The sequence below is a fragment of the Tractidigestivibacter scatoligenes genome (genome assembly GCF_001494635.1).
GTDB lineage: Bacteria > Actinomycetota > Coriobacteriia > Coriobacteriales > Atopobiaceae > Tractidigestivibacter > Tractidigestivibacter scatoligenes.
In genome coordinates, this window is sequence record NZ_LOJF01000009.1 from 163,019 (window position 1) to 180,770 (window position 17,752).

Annotated in this window: 16 protein-coding genes; all 16 read right to left on the reverse strand. The window is 62.2% G+C overall.

Features of this window, described 5'->3' with window-relative positions; translation table 11 throughout:
* Window positions 1-389: 389 nt before the first annotated feature.
* Complete coding sequence (locus AUL39_RS05260) at window positions 390-1,421, reverse strand: alpha-hydroxy-acid oxidizing protein (RefSeq protein WP_235810773.1); 1,032 nt, start codon at window positions 1,419-1,421, stop codon at window positions 390-392.
* An 86-nt stretch (window positions 1,422-1,507) separates the two neighbouring features.
* Window positions 1,508-3,205 (reverse strand): proline--tRNA ligase, encoded by a 1,698-nt coding sequence (locus tag AUL39_RS05265; protein ID WP_201783933.1) that lies wholly within the window; start codon window positions 3,203-3,205, stop codon window positions 1,508-1,510.
* Window positions 3,206-3,298: 93 nt separating this feature from the next.
* Complete coding sequence (gene ispG, locus AUL39_RS05270) at window positions 3,299-4,393, reverse strand: flavodoxin-dependent (E)-4-hydroxy-3-methylbut-2-enyl-diphosphate synthase (RefSeq protein ID WP_059054419.1); 1,095 nt, start codon at window positions 4,391-4,393, stop codon at window positions 3,299-3,301.
* Between the two features lies 1 nt (window position 4,394).
* Window positions 4,395-5,774 (reverse strand): site-2 protease family protein, encoded by a 1,380-nt coding sequence (locus AUL39_RS05275; protein ID WP_059054421.1) that lies wholly within the window; start codon window positions 5,772-5,774, stop codon window positions 4,395-4,397.
* Window positions 5,771-6,970, reverse strand: a complete 1,200-nt coding sequence (dxr, locus tag AUL39_RS05280; RefSeq protein ID WP_059054423.1) for a 1-deoxy-D-xylulose-5-phosphate reductoisomerase — start codon at window positions 6,968-6,970, stop codon at window positions 5,771-5,773. Before dxr ends, AUL39_RS05275 begins: the two co-directional genes overlap by 4 nt.
* Window positions 6,967-7,920: a phosphatidate cytidylyltransferase gene (locus tag AUL39_RS05285; protein ID WP_059054425.1), complete on the reverse strand. Its 954-nt coding sequence runs from the start codon at window positions 7,918-7,920 to the stop codon at window positions 6,967-6,969. Before AUL39_RS05285 ends, dxr begins: the two co-directional genes overlap by 4 nt.
* A complete protein-coding gene (locus AUL39_RS05290) occupies window positions 7,917-8,702 on the reverse strand; it encodes an isoprenyl transferase (protein ID WP_059054426.1) in 786 nt (261 codons plus the stop codon). The genes AUL39_RS05285 and AUL39_RS05290 overlap by 4 nt, the downstream gene beginning before the upstream one ends.
* Entirely contained in the window at window positions 8,703-9,248 is a 546-nt protein-coding gene (frr, locus tag AUL39_RS05295; protein WP_059054429.1) for a ribosome recycling factor, read from the reverse strand.
* Entirely contained in the window at window positions 9,245-9,973 is a 729-nt protein-coding gene (pyrH, locus tag AUL39_RS05300; RefSeq protein WP_059054431.1) for a UMP kinase, read from the reverse strand. The genes frr and pyrH overlap by 4 nt, the downstream gene beginning before the upstream one ends.
* A gap of 227 nt (window positions 9,974-10,200) precedes the next feature.
* Window positions 10,201-11,070, reverse strand: a complete 870-nt coding sequence (tsf, locus tag AUL39_RS05305; RefSeq protein ID WP_059054434.1) for a translation elongation factor Ts — start codon at window positions 11,068-11,070, stop codon at window positions 10,201-10,203.
* A 44-nt stretch (window positions 11,071-11,114) separates the two neighbouring features.
* Complete coding sequence (gene rpsB, locus AUL39_RS05310) at window positions 11,115-11,900, reverse strand: 30S ribosomal protein S2 (protein ID WP_059054436.1); 786 nt, start codon at window positions 11,898-11,900, stop codon at window positions 11,115-11,117.
* A 249-nt stretch (window positions 11,901-12,149) separates the two neighbouring features.
* The gene (locus AUL39_RS05315; protein WP_082667261.1) at window positions 12,150-13,139 is read right to left on the reverse strand and encodes a tyrosine recombinase XerC; all 990 of its coding nucleotides are present in this window, start codon (window positions 13,137-13,139) and stop codon (window positions 12,150-12,152) included.
* Window positions 13,136-14,479, reverse strand: coding sequence for a methylenetetrahydrofolate--tRNA-(uracil(54)-C(5))-methyltransferase (FADH(2)-oxidizing) TrmFO (gene trmFO / locus AUL39_RS05320; RefSeq protein WP_059054438.1), 1,344 nt, complete (start codon window positions 14,477-14,479; stop codon window positions 13,136-13,138). The genes AUL39_RS05315 and trmFO overlap by 4 nt, the downstream gene beginning before the upstream one ends.
* Entirely contained in the window at window positions 14,463-15,428 is a 966-nt protein-coding gene (locus tag AUL39_RS05325; protein ID WP_059054440.1) for a DNA-processing protein DprA, read from the reverse strand. The genes trmFO and AUL39_RS05325 overlap by 17 nt, the downstream gene beginning before the upstream one ends.
* On the reverse strand, window positions 15,425-16,933 hold the full coding sequence (locus AUL39_RS05330; RefSeq protein ID WP_059054442.1) for a YifB family Mg chelatase-like AAA ATPase: 1,509 nt from the start codon (window positions 16,931-16,933) through the stop codon (window positions 15,425-15,427). The genes AUL39_RS05325 and AUL39_RS05330 overlap by 4 nt, the downstream gene beginning before the upstream one ends.
* Window positions 16,933-17,538: a YraN family protein gene (locus AUL39_RS05335; RefSeq protein WP_059054445.1), complete on the reverse strand. Its 606-nt coding sequence runs from the start codon at window positions 17,536-17,538 to the stop codon at window positions 16,933-16,935. Before AUL39_RS05335 ends, AUL39_RS05330 begins: the two co-directional genes overlap by 1 nt.
* Window positions 17,539-17,752 lie beyond the last annotated feature (214 nt).

The following is a 17,752-nucleotide window of genomic DNA, read 5'->3' on the forward strand; positions in this document are numbered from 1 at the left end:
TCTCTCCCGGAGGTCTCACGCACCCCTCTACCAAAGGTGCCACGGAGGTCCCCGCTCTCGCGGAATATAGCTCTTTTTTTCTTAAACTCACATCGCGTTTCCGCAGGTAGCGGTTTTCGGTTCTAAGAAAAGGAGCTGAACTCCGTGGCTGGCGCGGCTGGCAGCCACGCCAGCCGGTGGCATTACCCGCCGCTTCTCGTTATTGCACGAAATTTCTCGTCAATAGAGCGTTTCCCCAGTTGGGAAGTATTACATCAAGAAATTACGTGCAATAATCCAAACACAGGCCGCGTTTTCGCAGGTCACCGCAAACGGTTTTAATAAATGGAGCTAAACTCCGAGAAGCGCAGACACGGGGGTCGCCACTGCGTGACGTTACCCCCAGATGCCTACCAGCTCACAAGGTCGTCCGTGATGTCCGATACGGTCTCGGCGCCGCACATCTCCATGGTGTCCGCGAGCTCGCCCTGCAGCTGGGCGAGAAGGTCCATCACGCCCTGCCCTCCCCCACCGTACACCGCAACCACGAACGGCCGGCACATGAGGACCGCGTTAGCCCCAAGCGCAAGGGCCCGGAAGACGTCGACGCCAGATCTGATGCCGCCATCAACCAGTACGACAAGGTCGTCTCCCACGGCACGGGAAATCTCGGGGAGAACCGTCGCTGTGGCCTCCACGCCGTCCTGCACGCGTCCGCCGTGGTTGGAGACCACAATGCCGTCGGCGCCGGCCTTCATGGCCTTCTCGGCGCCTCGCTCGGTCATGATGCCCTTGAGGACAAAGGGCGTGTCCGCCGCATGGCAGGCCTTAGCGATCTCGCGCAGCTGCGAGACGCCTTTGGCACCTGCTGGTGGCTGCTGCCCCTTGAGGAAGGGAAGCCCCGCACCATCGATATCCATGGCAACAGCAACGGGATGTGCCGTCAGGGCGATTCTCAGCTTGTCTCGCACCACGTCCTTGGACCAGGGCTTTATGGTGCAGATGCCACAGCCATCCAAGCCCGAAATGGCGCGACAGGCGCCCTCATGGAGCGATGCCGCAAGGCCGTCGCCCGTCCACCCCAGCGACCCTGCCCCTGCAGCTGCACGGAGCATCACGTCGTTGTAGGTCTCCATGTCGTACTTGGGGCCGTAGTGGCGGTTCACGTCACCCAGCGGCCCAACCATCACGGGCAACGAGAGCTTGCGCCCAAAGAGTGTCACGGAGGTGTCCGGGAGATACGGCTCGTGGATGGTGTCCATGTGAAGCATCACAGACTGCCAGGCATCGTAGTTGCGGATAGCCACCATCCCCGTGCCCTTTGCACCCGGACCAGGGATGCAGTTGCGGCAGGCCCTCCCGTCACAAACGCGACACGCCTTGCAGTTGCCCATCTGTCCTCGAGCGGCCTCTGCCAGCTCCGCATAGCTCATGCGTCCCATGGAATTCCTCCTATACAAAGAGGGCCGCGGAAGTCCCGCGGCCCACCTCCACCCAGTGAATGAGACAAAGGGACTGTCCCTTTGTCTCACGCGCGCTCGGAGGCGATGCGTGCCGAGAGGAGCGAAGCCACCTCGTCGATGGCAACCTCGGTGCGCTCGCCGGTCGCACGGACCTTGAGTTCAACGTTGCCGTTCTTGATGGCCTTCTTGCCGCAGACAACCTGGTACGGGAAGCCCATGAGGTCCGCGTCGGCAAACTTGACTCCTGGGCGCTCCTTGCGATCGTCCACGATGACCTCGACGCCCGCGGCGAGAAGCTCCTCGGCCACGTGCGAGGCAACGGGCCACACCACGTCGTCGTTCACGTCGAGAGGAACGACCTCGACCTCGTAGGGCGCTACCGCCACGGGGAACGAGATGCCGTGCTCGTCGTGGTGCTGCTCGACAACGGCGGCAAGCATGCGAGAGACGCCGATGCCATAGCATCCCATTTGGAAGGGCTTCTCGACGCCGTCGGGGTCGGCGAAGGTTGCGCCCATGGTCTCGGAGTACTTGGTGCCCAGCTGGAAGACCTGGCCCACCTCGATGCCTCGGGCGGCCTTGAGTGGCGCGCCGCACTTGGGGCAGCGGTCGCCAGCCTTCGCAGTTATGACGTCCACCCAACGGCCAATCGTGAAGTCGCGGCCTTGCTTCGCGTGCACGTAGTGGTAGCCAGCATCGTTGGCGCCGATTGCCCACCACGCGGAGTCGTGCAGCGACTCATCGGCGCAGGAGCCCACGCCCTCGGGAAGGTCGATGGGTCCGATGAAGCCCTTGACGAGGCCGTACTGGACGAGCTCCTCGTCGCTCATCATGTGGTAGGCGCCAAAGGCGTGCTCGGCCTTGACGTCGTTCATCTCGTGGTCGCCGGGGACAAAGCACACCCAGGGCTTGCCGTCGCCGTCGACAAGCGCGAGCGCCTTCCTCGTTGCGGCCTCAGGCACCTTGAGGAAGGCCGCGAGGTCGGCGATAGTTCCGCAACCAGGCGTCTCGAGCTTCTGGAGGTCTCCCTCCTCGCCCTCGACGAGGTTGATGGGGGCCCTAGCGGCCTCGGTATCTGCCGCAAAGCCACAGCCGTCACAGTAGACAATCTCGGCCTCGCCGGCGTCCGCCAGTGCCATGAACTCGACGGAGGTGTCGCCACCAATCTGGCCGGAGTCCGCAACCACGGGAAGCGCACGCAGGCCCACGCGCTCGCAGATGCGCGCGTAGGCACCCTTCTCGTCGTTATAGGACTTCTGCATGCCCTCGACATCGGCGTCGAAGGAGTAGCCGTCCTTCATGATGAACTCGCGGCCGCGCATGAGGCCAAAGCGGGGGCGCAGCTCGTCGCGGAACTTGTCTTGGATCTGATAAAGCGTCACCGGCAGCTGCTTGTATGAGCGAAGCTCGTTGCGGACAAGGTCGGTGAAGGACTCCTCGTGCGTTGGGCCAAGGGCAAACTCGCGCTCGTGGCGGTCCATGAGGCGCATGAGCTCCGGGCCGTAGGCGCTCCAGCGGCCGGACTGGCGCCAGAGCTCGCCGTCGGTGAGGATGGGGACGAGCATCTCTTGCGCGCCAATGCCCTCCATCTCGTCGCGAATCACGGCCTCGATCTTCATGAGCGAGCGCCACGCAAGCGGCAGGTAGCTGTAGAGACCAGAGGCCGACTTGCGAATCATGCCGGCACGAAGCAGGAGCCGGTGGCTTGCAAGCTCCGCCTCCGCGGGATCCTCCTTGAGCGTAGGCGCATAGAGCCCGGTCATCCTTGCATACGTTCTCACGGTGAAAGTCCTCTCCCCCGGCAAACTGGCCGGGCGTCATGCGCCGAAACCGACGCTATGCAATTCTACGGCCGATTAGGCATCAAGGGCACCGGGGAAGCGCCGCTCAATCTCGGCCATGAGTTCGTCCACGATCTTGTCAGCAGGAACCTTGCGCAGCGGCTTGCCACCCTCGAAGAGCATGGCCTGCCCGTGACCGCACGCCACGCCAAGGTCTGCGTCGGAGGCCTCGCCGGGCCCGTTCACCACGCAGCCCATGACAGCAACGGTGATGGGCGCCTTCACGGCAGAGAGGCGCTTGCCCACCTCCTCGGCAATGGGAATCATGTCGACTTGGCAACGGCCGCAGGTGGGACAGCTCACGAGCTCGGGCGAGCGGCGGCGCATGCCAAGCGCCGAGAGGAGCTCCCAGGCAACCGCGACCTCCTCGACCGGGTCTGCGGTGAGCGAGAGGCGCATGGTGTCGCCAATGCCCTCCTCGAGGAGAATTCCCACGCCTGCGGCGTTTTTGACCGTCCCCTGTCGAAGCGTTCCCGCCTCCGTGACGCCCACATGAAGCGGGACCTCGGGCAGAGCCTTCGAGAGCGCGCGGTAGGTCGCAAGCGTGGTGGGCACGCTGTGCGCCTTGGCCGAGAGCACCACGTCGAGAAAGCCGCGGTCACGGAAGTGCTCGACAAAGCCCTCGGCGGAGGCCACGAGCTTCTCCGGAAGCGTAAGGTCCTGCCTGGCAGCGACCTTCTCGTCAAGCGAACCAGCATTGACGCCAATGCGAATGGGAATCCCCGCCTCGCCGCAGGCGTCTATCACGGCGTCCACGCGATCCCAAGAGCCGATGTTGCCCGGGTTCACGCGCAGGGCCGCCGCACCGCGGGCGGCGGCACTCAGGGCAAGGCGGTAGTCGAAGTGGATGTCCGCAATCACAGGCAGCGGCGACTCCGCGCAGATGCGCTCGAAGCCGTCGAGCGACTCCGCATTGGGAACTGCCACGCGGATGATCTCGCATCCGGCGTCTGCAAGGCGTCTGATCTGCGCAAGGGTGGCCGCAGCGTCTGCCGTCTTGGTGGTGCACATCGACTGCACCGAAACGGGCGCCCCACCGCCCACGGCGACGTTGCCAACCATGACGCGCCTGGTTAGCTCACGAGGAAGTTTCTGAGTGCTGGTATCCATGTCAGCCGCCAATCACAAAGGTCACGATGTCGTTTCTCATAGCCACGACAAAGACGAAGAGGAAGAACGCAAGGCCCACGTAGCTCACGATGGTCTGCGCACGCGCGGAGACCTGGCGCCTGGAGATGGCCTGGATTATCTCGATGAGAATTTTGCCGCCGTCAAGCGGTGCAATTGGCAGCAGGTTCATAAAGCCGAGCGACATCGAGATGGCACCAATGAAGAAGGCGAGCGTGGGAACGCCAGCCGAGGCCGCCTCGGATGCCATGACCGAGATACCCACAACAGAGCTGGATTGGTCGAGTACCTCCATGGTGTGCGTGGGCACGATGAGCTTCACGGCATACTCCGCTACCAGTCCACCGTACGCCACAGACCCACGAATCGCCTCTCCGAGCGAGGGATAGTAGGTGTAGGCCTGATTGGTGATTCCCAGGTACTCTGCGGCCTGGCCATCAACAAGGTCGACCGTGGTCTCATACGTAGTGTTATCGCGTTCGTAGTCAAGCGAAAAGTCGGTGCCAGACTCGAGGTACGGCTTGATGGCGGCAACCAGGTCCTCATACGTGGAGACGGATTCGCCATCCACGGCCGTGATGCGGTCGCCCGCCTCAATGCCAGCCGCCTCAGCAAAGGACCCCGGGGAGACGCTGCCAATTACTGGCTCATTCGATGCAACCTGCACGCCCATGACCATGAAGGAGGCCGTGACCACGACGAGCGCCACGAGCAAATTCACCACGGGGCCGGCAAGGAGCATGGCGCACCGGCGCCAGAAGCCGCACCCAAGGTAGGTGCGCCCACGCTCGCGCGCGAGGAACTCGGCCGCACCCATGCCGGGGTCACGTGGCTCACCGTAGTTTGTGGTTCCTGCCTGTGAGAAGTCGTGCCCACGGTCGTACTCGGTGCGCAGGCTGGCATCACGCCGGAGCGTCTCGAAGCTCGCAGGCCAGTCCGACTGGCCCTCGTGCTCGCCAAGCGCCGGATCATAGTAGGGCCTCACGGCGGCCCAGTCAGCGAGCGTTGCGAGAAGCCCGTATGCCCTATCGACGTCGCAGCCCAGCTGGGAGGCCAGATCGCTCACGGAAATCCTGCCGGCGCGCTGCACGGCCATGAGCGCCGAACCAAGGAGCTCGTCGCCAGAGTTCTCCATGCCACAGATTCGCGTATACCCGCCAAGCAGGATGGGGGTCACGCCAATCTCGGTACCGTGGTCCTTGCTCTTGTGCGATAGCTTGAATCGGCACGGCATGCCAAGAAAGAACTCGGTCACACGCACGCCGCACGCGCGGGCAGCCAGGTAGTGACCGCCCTCATGCACAAAGACGAGAAGTGAGAGAACCACCACGCCCCAGAAGATTGCCGAGACAGCCCCCGTCATGTGCGAACTTCCCCGATGAAGGAGCGCGCAAGCTGCCGCGACCTGGCGTCCACCTCAGCGAGCTGTGCCAGGTTGTCGACGGGAACCGCCTTCGTGGCTTTCATAACGGAAGAGATGATGCGCTCAATGTCGAGGAAGCCGCACTCCCCTGCCCTGAACGCCGCGTTGGCGACCTCGTTGGCGGCGTTGGCGGCGCACGGCATGGTTCCGGAGATGCGACCAGCCTCCTTGATCAGGGCGAGGCACCCAAAGGTCTTCTCGTCTGCCTCGCCAAAGGTAACGGGGGCCTCGTGGCACCAGTCCACAGGGACCGTTGGGGCAGACCATCGCTCCGGATAGCTGAGCGCGTACTGTATGGGAATGCGCATGTCAGAGGGTCCGAGTTGGGCCTTAACCGAGCCGTCTGCAAACTCGACCATCGAGTGGATGCGGCTCTGGCGCTGCACAAGCACGTGGATGTCATCAATGCTCACGCCAAAGAGGTGGTGGGCCTCGATGACCTCTAGTCCCTTGTTGGTGAGCGTCGCAGAGTCGATGGTGATCTTGGGACCCATGGTCCACGTGGGGTGCGCGAGGGCGTCTCCCGGCGTCACGCGAGAAAGCTGGCTTCTGGTCATGCCATAGAAGGGCCCACCCGAGCAGGTGAGCCAGATCCGATTGATGTCCTGGTCCCTCTCGCCAACAAGGCACTGGTAGATGGCACTGTGCTCGGAGTCAACGGGAATGAGCTTGCCAGGCTTGGCAAGCGGCATGAGAAGGTCGCCGGCCACAACGATCGACTCTTTGTTTGCATAGGCAAGAATTTTGTCGGCCTTGAGCGCCGCATAGCCAGCTGCCATGCCCGCCTCGCCAACCACGGCGTTAACCACGCAATCGACGTCGGGAAGCTCAGCGAGTTCCGTGACCGCATCTGGGCCAAAGCCAAGCTCGCATCCAGACGGAACCTCCTCAAGCGCTACGTCACCCTTACGGGAGGCGTCCGCAACGGCAAGGTGAGTGGCACCAAACTCGCGAGCAGCCTCAACAAGCCGCTCGCAGGACGAGTTCACAGAGAGCGCAACCACCTTTAGGCGATCGGCATGCTGACGGCATACGTCGAGCGTCTGCATACCGATGGAGCCAGAGCACCCAAGGACCGCAACTCGAAGAACATGCGGCCGTGGGGAGCGCGCTCCAGGACGCTCAAACAAACTCATAGAATTCCCCCAAAGAAAAGTACGAAGTATGCAGCCATGCTGCCAAAGAGCATGGAGTCAGATCTATCGAGAAGGCCACCGTGACCGGGCATGAGGTTACCGGAGTCCTTGACGCCCACGCCGCGCTTGAGGCGAGACTCAAAGAGGTCACCCACGACGCCCGCTATGCCTACAAGAAGCCCGCCCAGTATGGCAAGCGGCATCTCAAGGCCAGCTACTCCAAAGGCAGCGAGAATAGCCCAGATAATCACGGAGGCAACTATCCCTCCGTAGAAGCCCTCCCAGCTCTTGTGCGGAGAGATGCGCGGCGCCAGCTTGTGGACCCCAAACCTCGAGCCAATGGCGTACGCCATGGCATCGTTTGCCCAGATGGAGAGCATGACGCCAAAGGTGAGGGTGGCTCCCATGAAACCCTTGTCGATGATGCGGACAAGGACCAGGCTCGAGAAAGTAAGCGAGGTGTAGAGCGGTCCAAATACCGTAATTGCCACATCCCCCACGTTGGCACGCGGGGTGAAGACGTACCAAGCCGCGCACGCCGCAAGGAGCAGGAAGAGAATGATGACAAGACCCCTCAGGCCATACCCGTAGGCAGCAAGGGGAAACAGCACCGCAGCGGCAAGGCCAACGCCCTCGTTGGGCATGCGACCGCCCATACGAGCGATGCGGAAGAACTCCGAGCAGCAGAGCCACCCCATGGCGCTAATCATAAGCGTTGTGGCAAAGGGTCCCAGGTAGAGACAGACGAGAACGACAATGGCATAGATGGCGCCCGAAGTAGTGCGCGTGAGCAGACGTTCCGTCCACCCACGTGCGCGCTGCCCAGCAAGGGCACCAGCAGTACGCTGTGCCTCCTTGGCGTTGCGCCTGTTCTCAAGCTTGTCGATGTGGCGGTCGATGCCAACGCTCTCGCGCTTGTCCCGCCCGCTGTCTGGGCCCTTCTCGCTCAACGCTCGGTGACACCCCCAAACCGACGGTGGCGTCCCTGAAAGGCCTTGACTGCCCGCAGGAAGTCCCAGCGCGAGAAATCGGGCCACAGGGTGGGAGTCACGTAGAACTCGGTGTAGGCGAGCTGCCAAAGCAGGTAGTTGGAGAGACGCATCTCACCCGACGTGCGAATGAGAAGCTCAGGATCGGGAAGCCCGGCGGTGTAAAGCCGAGAAGAGATGACACTCTCGTCTATGTCCTCAGGACGCAAGGTGCCTGCGGCGACCTCACTTGCAAGCTCACGAGCAGCGCGCGCAATCTCTGCCCTAGAGCCGTAGTTCACTGCAAGCGCAAACGTCATACCCGTGTGGTCTGCCGTCTGGGCAAGGCCCTCGCGAAAGACATCGGCCGTCTCTTTGGGAAGGGCGTCAATGTCGCCAAAGAAGCGCAGCTGCACGTTCTCTTGATGGAAGAGCGGAAGCTCGTTCAAGAGCGTGGTGGCAAAGAGGTGCATAAGAAGGTCAACCTCATGCTGCGGACGCCGCCAGTTCTCTGTTGAGAAGGCATACACCGAAAGCACGTCGAGGCCGAGCCTCACGCTGGTGGTGACAGCCTCGCGCAGCGAGTCGACTCCCGCCACGTGCCCCTCAGAACGGTCAAGGCCGCGAGCCTGTGCCCAGCGACCGTTGCCATCCATGATGATTGAGACGTGGTGGGGAATGCGCTCCAGGTCAACGTCGGCAAGGCTTATGTCCTCGGGGGGATTGGCGTAGTATTCCCCGAGCTTCTTCTCGTCTATATCCACCTAGATCTCCATGACTTCGGCGGTCTTCTCCTTGAGCATGGCGTCGACGCGCTTGACGTAGTCATCCGTGAGCTTCTGGACGGCCTTCTTCTCGCGGGAGACCTCGTCCTCCGAGAGCTCCTCATCGCGATCGAGCTTGTTGTTGGTGTCGCGACGGACATTGCGAATGGAGACGCGCGCCTCCTCGGCTATGTCCTTGCACTCGCGAGCAAGCTCGCGGCGGCGCTCCTCGGTGGGCTTGGGGAACGGCAGACGGATGGTGACGCCGTCGTTGGAAGGCGTGATGCCTAGGTCAGAGGCCTCAATGGCCTTCTCGATGCTCTTGAGGGCGCTCTTGTCCCACGGCTCGATGACCATCATGGATGCCTCGGGGACCTTCACGCCGGCAAGCTGCGTGATAGGAGTTGGCTGCCCATAGTAGTCAACCTTGATGGGATCAAGGATGTGGGGGTTCGCACGGCCGGTGCGAACGCGTGAGAAGTTCGCCTGGAGGGCCTCCAGGCACTTGTCCATGTGCTTCTTTGCCTTGTCGGTGTACTGGCTCATGCTTGGTCCTCCTCAATGACGGTGGTACCCACGTTCTCACCCGCGAGCGCGCTCATAAAGACGCCGTTCTGCCCCATATCAAAGACCATGATGGGCATCTTGTTGTCGTGGCAGAGCGCAGTGGCGGTTGCATCCATGACCTTGAGGTCGCGAGCGAGGACCTCCTTGTAGGTGATGGTATCGAACTTGGTAGCCTCGGGGTGAGTGACGGGGTCGGCATCGTAGATGCCGTCGACCTTGGTCGCCTTCATGAGCACCTCGGCGCCAATCTCGCAAGCGCGCAGGGCGGCTGCGGTGTCCGTGGTGAAGTAGGGGTTACCCGTACCGGCAGCAAAGATGACGATACGCCCCTTCTCGAGGTGCCTGATTGCACGGCGACGGATGTAAGTCTCGCACACTTGATGCATCTCGATGGCGCTCATGACGCGGCAATCCATGCCGTTACGCTCGAAGCAATCCTGGAGCGAAAGGGCGTTAATAACCGTTGCGAGCATGCCCATGTTGTCGCCCTGAGCGCGATCCATGCCAGCGGCGGCACCCTGGATGCCACGGAAGATGTTGCCACCACCCACGACAACGGCAACCTGCACTCCGTCCTCCCACACGGGCTTGATCTCCTCGGCAAGTCTCTGCGGTACCTTGGGATCAATGCCAAAGGCCTGGTCGCCCATGAGGGCTTCGCCAGAAAGCTTAAGAAGAACGCGCTGGTACTTGTAGGTCGACAAGCCATCCTCCATTCGTCGGGACGTCGCGGCCGTCATATGGCACAGCCGTAACCCCACCGATTCTATCAGAGCGCCGAGGAGGCGCCCCCGCATCCTCGGCGAGTGTAAGGTCTCTGCATACGGAGGACACGTCAAGGGCCAAAATCTGGGCGCAACACAAGGAAAAGCCCCGGCGGGCGGTGTGCCAGCCGGGGCAATAAAGACGACTTCTTATGAGACCGCGCAGGCTACTCGCCGAAGTTGAAGCGCACGAAGGTGACAACCTTGATGTCGTCGCCGAGGGACTTGGAGACCTTCTTCGCAAGGGAGGAGATGGTCTCGTTGGAGTCCTTCACAAACACCTGCTCGGTGAGGACGTTCTCCTTGTAGAACTTCTCAAGCTTGCCGAGGGCAATCTTCTCCTGGATGGCCTCGGGCTTGCCAGACTCGGCAGCCTGCGCCTTGTAGATGCCCATCTCGTGGTCGATGACGTCCTGAGGGACATCCTCGCGCACGGCGGAGACGGGGTTGCTGGCGACAACCTGCATGGCAACATCGTGCGCGAAGGTCTTGAACTCAGCAGCCTCTGCGGTCTCAGACTTCGAGAAGGAGAAGCTCACCATGTCGGCATGCTTGCCATCGTGGTGGATGTAGCAGCCGATGGCGCCGTTCTCAGCGGTAAGACGGGCGAAGCGGTTGATCTTCATGTTCTCGCCGATGACGTGAATCATCTCGGTGAGCTCGGACTCGACGGTGCCCTCGCCCATGGCGCAGGCCTTGAGGGCGTCGACGTCAGCGGGGTCGTTCTTGGCGACGACCTCGGCCACGGAGTGCGCAAAGTCCTTGAACTTGCCATTGGTGCCCACGAAGTCGGTCTCGCAGGTGAGCTCGACCATGGCAGCGAGCTTGGCATCGTCAGAGACGTAGATGGCGATGGTGCCCTCGTTGGTCTCGCGACCAGCGCGCTTGACGGCCTTGGCAAGGCCCATCTTGCGGAGGACGTCGACGGCCTTGTCAAGGTCGCCATCGGCCTCGACGAGGGCCTTCTTGCACTCCATCATGGGGGAGTCGGTCATCTCGCGGAGCTGCTTGACAAGAGCGGCGGAAATCTTTGCCATGTGAACCTCCTAAAGGGGTTGGTTGGTGTGAGAGAAAACGAGGGCTACTCAGCCGCGGGAGCCTCGGCGGCAGGAGCGGCGGCCTCCTCGGTCGCGACGGGAGCAGAAGCCTCGCCGGTCTGCATCTCCTCTGCGGTCACCTGAGTCTCGCCGGTGCCAGCGAGAACGGCGTCGGCAGCAAGCTCGCACATAAGCGAGACGGAGCGGATAGCGTCGTCGTTGGCAGGCACGCCGTAGTCGATGACGTCAGGGTCGGAGTTGGTGTCGAGCAGACCAACAACGGGGATGTGCAGACGGTTGGCCTCGCGGACGGCAATCTCCTCGCGCTTGGTGTCGACGACGAAGATGGCCTGCGGCAGGGCGGTCATGTCGCGGACGCCGCCGAGGTTCTTCTGGAGCTTGTCAAGCTCCTTGGTGAGCAGGGCCTGCTCCTTCTTGGGCAGCGCGTTCATGCGGCCGTCCTCGACCATGGCCTCGAGCTCCTCCATGCGGGCAATGCGGGAGCGCATGGTCACGAAGTTGGTGAGCATGCCGCCGAGCCAGCGCTGGTTGATGTAGGGCATGTTGGCGCGCTCGGCCTGGGTCTGGATGGGCTCCTGGGCCTGCTTCTTGGTGCCGACGAAGAGGACCTTGCCGCCCTTGGCAGCGGTCTCACGCAGGAAGGTGTAGGCCTTGTCAGCGTCGATGAGGGTCTGCTTGAGGTCGAGGATGTAGATGCCGTTGCGCTCGCCAAAGATGTACGGCTTCATCTTGGGGTTCCAGCGGCGGGTCTGGTGACCGTAGTGGCAGCCTGCGTCGAGAAGGGTCTGGATAGTAACCTTAGCAGCCATGTTTGACCTCCATTGGTTGGTCCTCCGCGCGATGTCATCCCCGAAGTACCACCCCTGGCCTGGCTTAGAGCCTGGGGCACCACGGCCTTCGAGTCGTCGCGCGTGTGTGATGTTGCCGCCTGGTAGCGACATGCTGGGCATCTGCACAGCGATTGAAGAGTATAGCAGGTAAAAGTCAACTCGGGCAAGCAGCGTGTAAGACCTGTCCGCGTTCACCGTTTTACCTTGATTTTGGCGCGTCTCGTCTCCTTACTGCGCCCTTGGGTGTGCCTGCCGCGCCGCGTCTTTGAGCTTCTCCACCGAGAGGTGCGTGTAGACCTGCGTGGTTGAGAGGCTCTCGTGGCCCAGAAGCTCCTGAACGCTTCGAAGGTCGGCACCGCCTGAGACGAGCTCGGTGGCATAGGTGTGCCGCATAGCGTGGGGCGTGAGCGTTGGGTCAAGCCGCGCGATGCGCACGTGAGTCTCGAAAACGGTTCGCAGGGCATCGGCGCTCATGCGCCTGCCCCGCGTGGAAAGGAAAAGCGCTCCATATGGACCCTCGGCCTCCTCTCCCCTGGCAGCGGAGGCCAGCAAAGGGCGCGTCTCGTCGAGATAGCGCCTCACCCAGTCGAGCGCCACCTCGTAGAGGGGAACGATTCGCTCTTTAGAGCCCTTGCCAAAGAGCGTAACCTGGCACCTACCAAAGTCCACCGACCCAACGTCGAGGCGCGAAACTTCGGAGATGCGGGCACCGGAGGCGTAGAGCAGCTCCAAGAACGCTCGGTCCCTCACACCCGTGGCATCGTCCGTGTCGCAGGTGGCAAGGAGCTTCCGTACGTCCTCGTCGGACATGGTCTTGGGGAGGCGTCGGGCCCCTTTGGGCGTGGCGAGCGCGGCCGCGGGGTCCACCGAGCAGATTCCCTCTCGGAGCATCCACCCATAGAAGTCGCGAACGGCCGAGAGGCGCCTGTCAACCGTACGGACCGTGTAGCCCGCACGATTGAGGTCGGCAAGAAACCCGCGAAGGTCACGGTGGGTCGCATGGAGGGGTTCCACGCGAGAGCGCTCTGCCCACGAGGCAAAGGACGCCAGGTCTGCCCGATACGCCTTCACGGTGTTCTCTGAGAGGCCACGGACCTGCCCAAGGTATGCGAGGAAGGCACGCCGCTCCTCGAGCAGCACGCTTGCCCCAAGTGGAGCGTGATCCGCTGACTCCGCCTGGTTCTTGGCGACACGGACGCTGTCACGCTTGGGGCTCATGATGCGATACCCTGCCCAGTCCCGGGAAAGAGGTCCCGTCTCTCCTCCACAAACGCCGCCATGTCGGTGCGTGCGCGCTCGGCCATGCGACGACGGCGGTCGTCCTTTCGCCTTGGTGCGTCCTCCAGAGGCGGGACCAGCCCAAAGTTCACGTGCATGGGCTGGTATCCCACGGTTGCCGGATTCGTGGCATACGCAACAAGCGAACCCAACGTGCCGGTCTGGGGTAGCGCCGGATAGGGCAGCCCAGAGAGCTCCGCGTACGTGTTGAGCGCAGCGAGAAGGCCCGACGCTATGGCCTCGACATAACCCTCCGTCCCCGTTATCTGCCCCGCAAGCCGCGTGTGGGAGCCGGGGATGGCAAAGGTTGCGTCGAGGGCGTGCGGCGAGTCAACAAACGAGTTGCGGTGCATGACGCCATAGCGGAGAAACTCCGCCTGGGCGAGACCCGGAATCATCCTAAAGACGCGCCGCTGCTCCGGCCAGGTGAGGTTGGTCTGGAATCCCACAAGGTTGTAGGCGGTGCGCTGGGCGTTCTCGGCTCGGAGCTGCACCGCAGCCCAGGGACGACGGCCAGTCCTTGGGTCGGTAAGGCCCACGGGTTTGAGCGCGCCAAAACGGATGGAGTCATGCCCCGTACGCGCAACCTCCTCTATGGGCTGGCACGCGCAGAAGAGGTCTTTCTGCTCGAAGTCGCGAGAGATGACGCGGTCAGCAGAGAGCAGCGCATCCACGAAGGCGTCGTACTCGTCTCGCTCCATGGGGCAGTTGAGGTAGTCGCCGGCGCCGCCCTCCTCGTAGCGAGACTGCGAGAACGCAATGGAGCGGTCGATACTTTCGGCAGAGACAATGGGGGCGGCGGCATCGAAGAAAGACATCGACCCCTCCCCCACGGCCTGCGAGATTGCCTCGAAGAGTGCGTCGGAGCAGAGCGGGCCGGCGGCAATGACCGATGGTCCCTCTGAAATCCGCGTGACCTCCTCCCTCACGACCTCGATGAGCGGGTGTGACATGACGGCATTGGTCACGGCATCCGAGAACCTCTCGCGATCGACCGCCAGGGCGCCCCCTGCGGGCACGGAGCACTCTTGGGCAAGAGGCAGAAGGCGGCACCCCATGGCGCCGAGCTCCCACTTGAGGACGCCAGCTGCGGTCTCCGGCTTGGTGGACTTCAGGGAGTTTGAGCACACGAGCTCCGCAAAGCGGTCGGTATGGTGCGCGGGTGACATGTGCACGGGCCGCTGCTCGTGGAGCCGAACCCTCACGCCCCTGTCGGCAAGCTGTAGTGCGCACTCGCTTCCCGCAAGGCCCGCTCCAACCACGTCAACTGTCTGCTCCATGCTCCTCCTTCGCTCCGGCCGGGGACGCCTTGGCCCCAGCCAGACCATTGTGCGACAAATAAAACGCGCTCGTGGGCGCGTACCGCCCATCTGGAAGCTTGGTTACCACGCCGGCGGCCTCATAGTCTGAAAGTGCGCTCAGGACGGTAATGACACTCTCACCCAAACGCGATGCAAGGTCATCTGCCCTAGACGGCGACGCGACGAGCGCCGAGAGCACCCGACCAAGGTCCTCGCGTCTCCCCGGGGCATCGGTGAAGCGAAGGCGACCATAGTCTAGGGATATGGCCGCTTCGAGCGAAGCCTCGTCGCAGATGACTCGCGCACCTTCGGAGATGAGCCAGTTCGTCCCCGCTGAGAGCGGCGAGAAAATCGACCCCGGTATACCGTAGACCTTGCGACCAAGTTCCAGCGCCACGTCTGCCGTACTCATGGTACCCGAGCGCATCCCGGCTTCAGTGACAAAGAGGCAGTTCGAGAGCGCGGCAATGATGGCATTGCGTTTTGGGAAGGCATAGCGCTTTGGCGGAGACCCCCAACGCTCGAGCGACACTACGGCACCACCCGTCGCCACAGCACCGGCGTAGACGTCTGCAGAGCTCGCTGGGTAGACCATGTCTGCACCACAGCCCGAAACCACAACCGTCTTGCCTCCGGCCTCCAGCGCAGCCCTCCCTGCGGCGCAGTCACACCCCATCGCCCCGCCCGAGACCACGGTAATGCCACATTCGGCGGCAACCCTACCCGCCATCTCGGCAACGGCTATCCCATAGGGAGTAGCCCTCCTCGCGCCAATGACAGAAAGGCAAGGACCACCGAGGACCTCTGGGTCTCCTCTTCCATAGAGCGTTGCAGGGACAGGATCAAGATCTAGAAGCGAGGCCGGAAACCCTTCGTCCTCGGCACTCATTTCCCAACAGTTTGTCTTGCGCATGCCGTCAGCGCTCATAGCTGCCTCCTAGAACGGTATTGCAGGGCTTCGCCCACATCGTCGCGAGATACAAGCTCGTGACCGTCCATGTCCGCGATGGTTCTTGCCACCCGTCCCACGCGGGCGATGCCTCTGCCACCGAGCGCCAGCCTCTCGGCTGAGTCGATAAAGAAGGTGCTTGCATCCGGTTCAAAACCAAGCCGCGCAATGCCTTGGGTCGACGTGCCATAGTGAGCCTCCTCCCTGGCCTCACGCCAGGAGGCAAACTCCCGAGCTGCCATGACCTGATCGAGCATCTCGGCGGAACCAACCCCCTGAGACCCCCTAATCACGTCAGTTGAGGCAGGCCTATGGACGTCGACTACCACATCGATGCGGTCCATGAGTGGTCCACCGATTCGCCCCTGATAAGCGGCAATGCGTGCTGGCGAGCACGTGCATTCGTGTTTTTCGTCACCAAGGTGCCCGCAGGGGCAGGGATTGGCCGCGGCAATCAGTTGAAAGTCGCAAGGAAAGACATAGACGCCATCCACCCGGACAATCCGGACCTCATGGTCCTCAAGAGGCTGCCGCAGTGACTGAAGAACGTTGGTGGCAAACTCGGGGAGCTCATCCAGAAAGAGAACCCCGCCATGGGCCAGTGAAACCTCTCCAGGCATAACGGGCCTGCCTCCTCCGACAAGACCACCCATCGAGATGGAGTGATGCGGCGCACGGAAGGGGCGCTCCCCTCGCTCGAGGGTGGCAATGGATTGGCCAGCCACCGAGTGGATGAGCATGGCCTCGGAGCGCTCGGCATCTGATAGAGGCGGGAGTATCGTGGGCATCCTACGGGCGAGCATGGTCTTCCCCGAACCCGGTGGCCCCACCATGAGCATCCCGTGCCGCCCCGCTGCAGCTATGACCATGGCTCGCTTGGGGATGTCCTGGTCAACCACATCGGAGAAGTCTAAGCCGGTGGCCCCATCGCCTACATCAAGGTCATTGGCACCCAACCGGGTTCCCAGAAGGGGCAGCTCCCCAACGCCAGCCTTCAGACGCGAGATTTCCGAGATGCCATAGGCACCCGTTGAAAGCGCGAGAGGCAGCCTCGTCTGCTCAGAGCAGACAAGGGAGAACCCTTCTCGCTCGGCAAGCGCAGCATATGCCACCGCCCCTCTGGGAGGACAAACGCTCCCATCGAGCGCGAGCTCCCCAACAAAGAGCAGCTTAGAGAGACTATCAAGTGGGATCTGGCCCGTAACGGCAAGCACGGCGACTGCAATTGGGAGATCAAACGCGGTTCCCGTCTTGCGAATCTCGGCCGGCGCAAGGTTCACCGTTACATGGAGTCTTGGAATCTTGTATCCGCATGCCTTGAGCGCACAACGCACTCTAGACCTAGCCTCAAGAACCGAGGTGTCTGGCATGCCCACGATGGAGAGCCCCGGGATTCCCCCAGAAACGCTCACCTCGACAGTTACGGGGACCGCCTCCACGCCCCTGAGCGTTGCCGTGGGAATGCGAACGTCTGGGCTTCCCATCAGTCATCCCAACTAAAGGCACAGACAAGGTGGCGAAGCTCGGCGTGCTCGTCACGGGTGATGTTAACGGCGACCACGTCAAATCGAACCGAGTCAACATCGGTGTGATCGACCAAATAGAGCAGGCCCAGCAACCTGTACTTGTTTCTCTTCTTGGGGTCCACGGCAATCTCCGGCATGTAGTCTGCCTCGTCGCCCAGTGCCAGCCTGGTCTTTACCTCAATGAGCACTACGCTGCGCCGAAGGTCTTCGTCCGGCTCATCCATCGTGGCGACAATATCCACCTCACCAGCCTTGCATCTCCAGTTCATCTCGAGAATGCGGAAGCCGTGGGATGCCAGGTAGCTCGCAGCTATTCTTTCCCCCTTGACTCCAAGTTCCTTGGTGGTGTACTCCTCCAGGGGTTTTCTAGGAAGGTCGAGCCCAATGCTAGGATCGCCAGCCCCGTCAAACTCAAAATACCTGGATTCGCTCTGACCGCTATAGCCAAAGCCATCTTCATCGGGATCCCAGGCAATGTGTCCATAGCAATACTCGCTGTGGATGGGGCCGCTTTCCCTACTCCAACCAGGCATGCCCTGTGCGCCAAACGTGGTGTCTCGCATCGTCGACTCCCTTCTCGCAACCAAACGGGAGAGCGATGATGACAGCGAGAGCTTGCAAGTATCTGACGATGCGCGGACATCGAGCTGGCATGCAGCCGACGGTTCAACGATGCCTCATGAGAGAAGACCAGCTTGCTACCCTCGAATTCGCCAGCCTAGGGAAATCCTTCAAAACCAAAGTGCGGAGTGAGATTTTTTCTAGAGAGATTTGTGC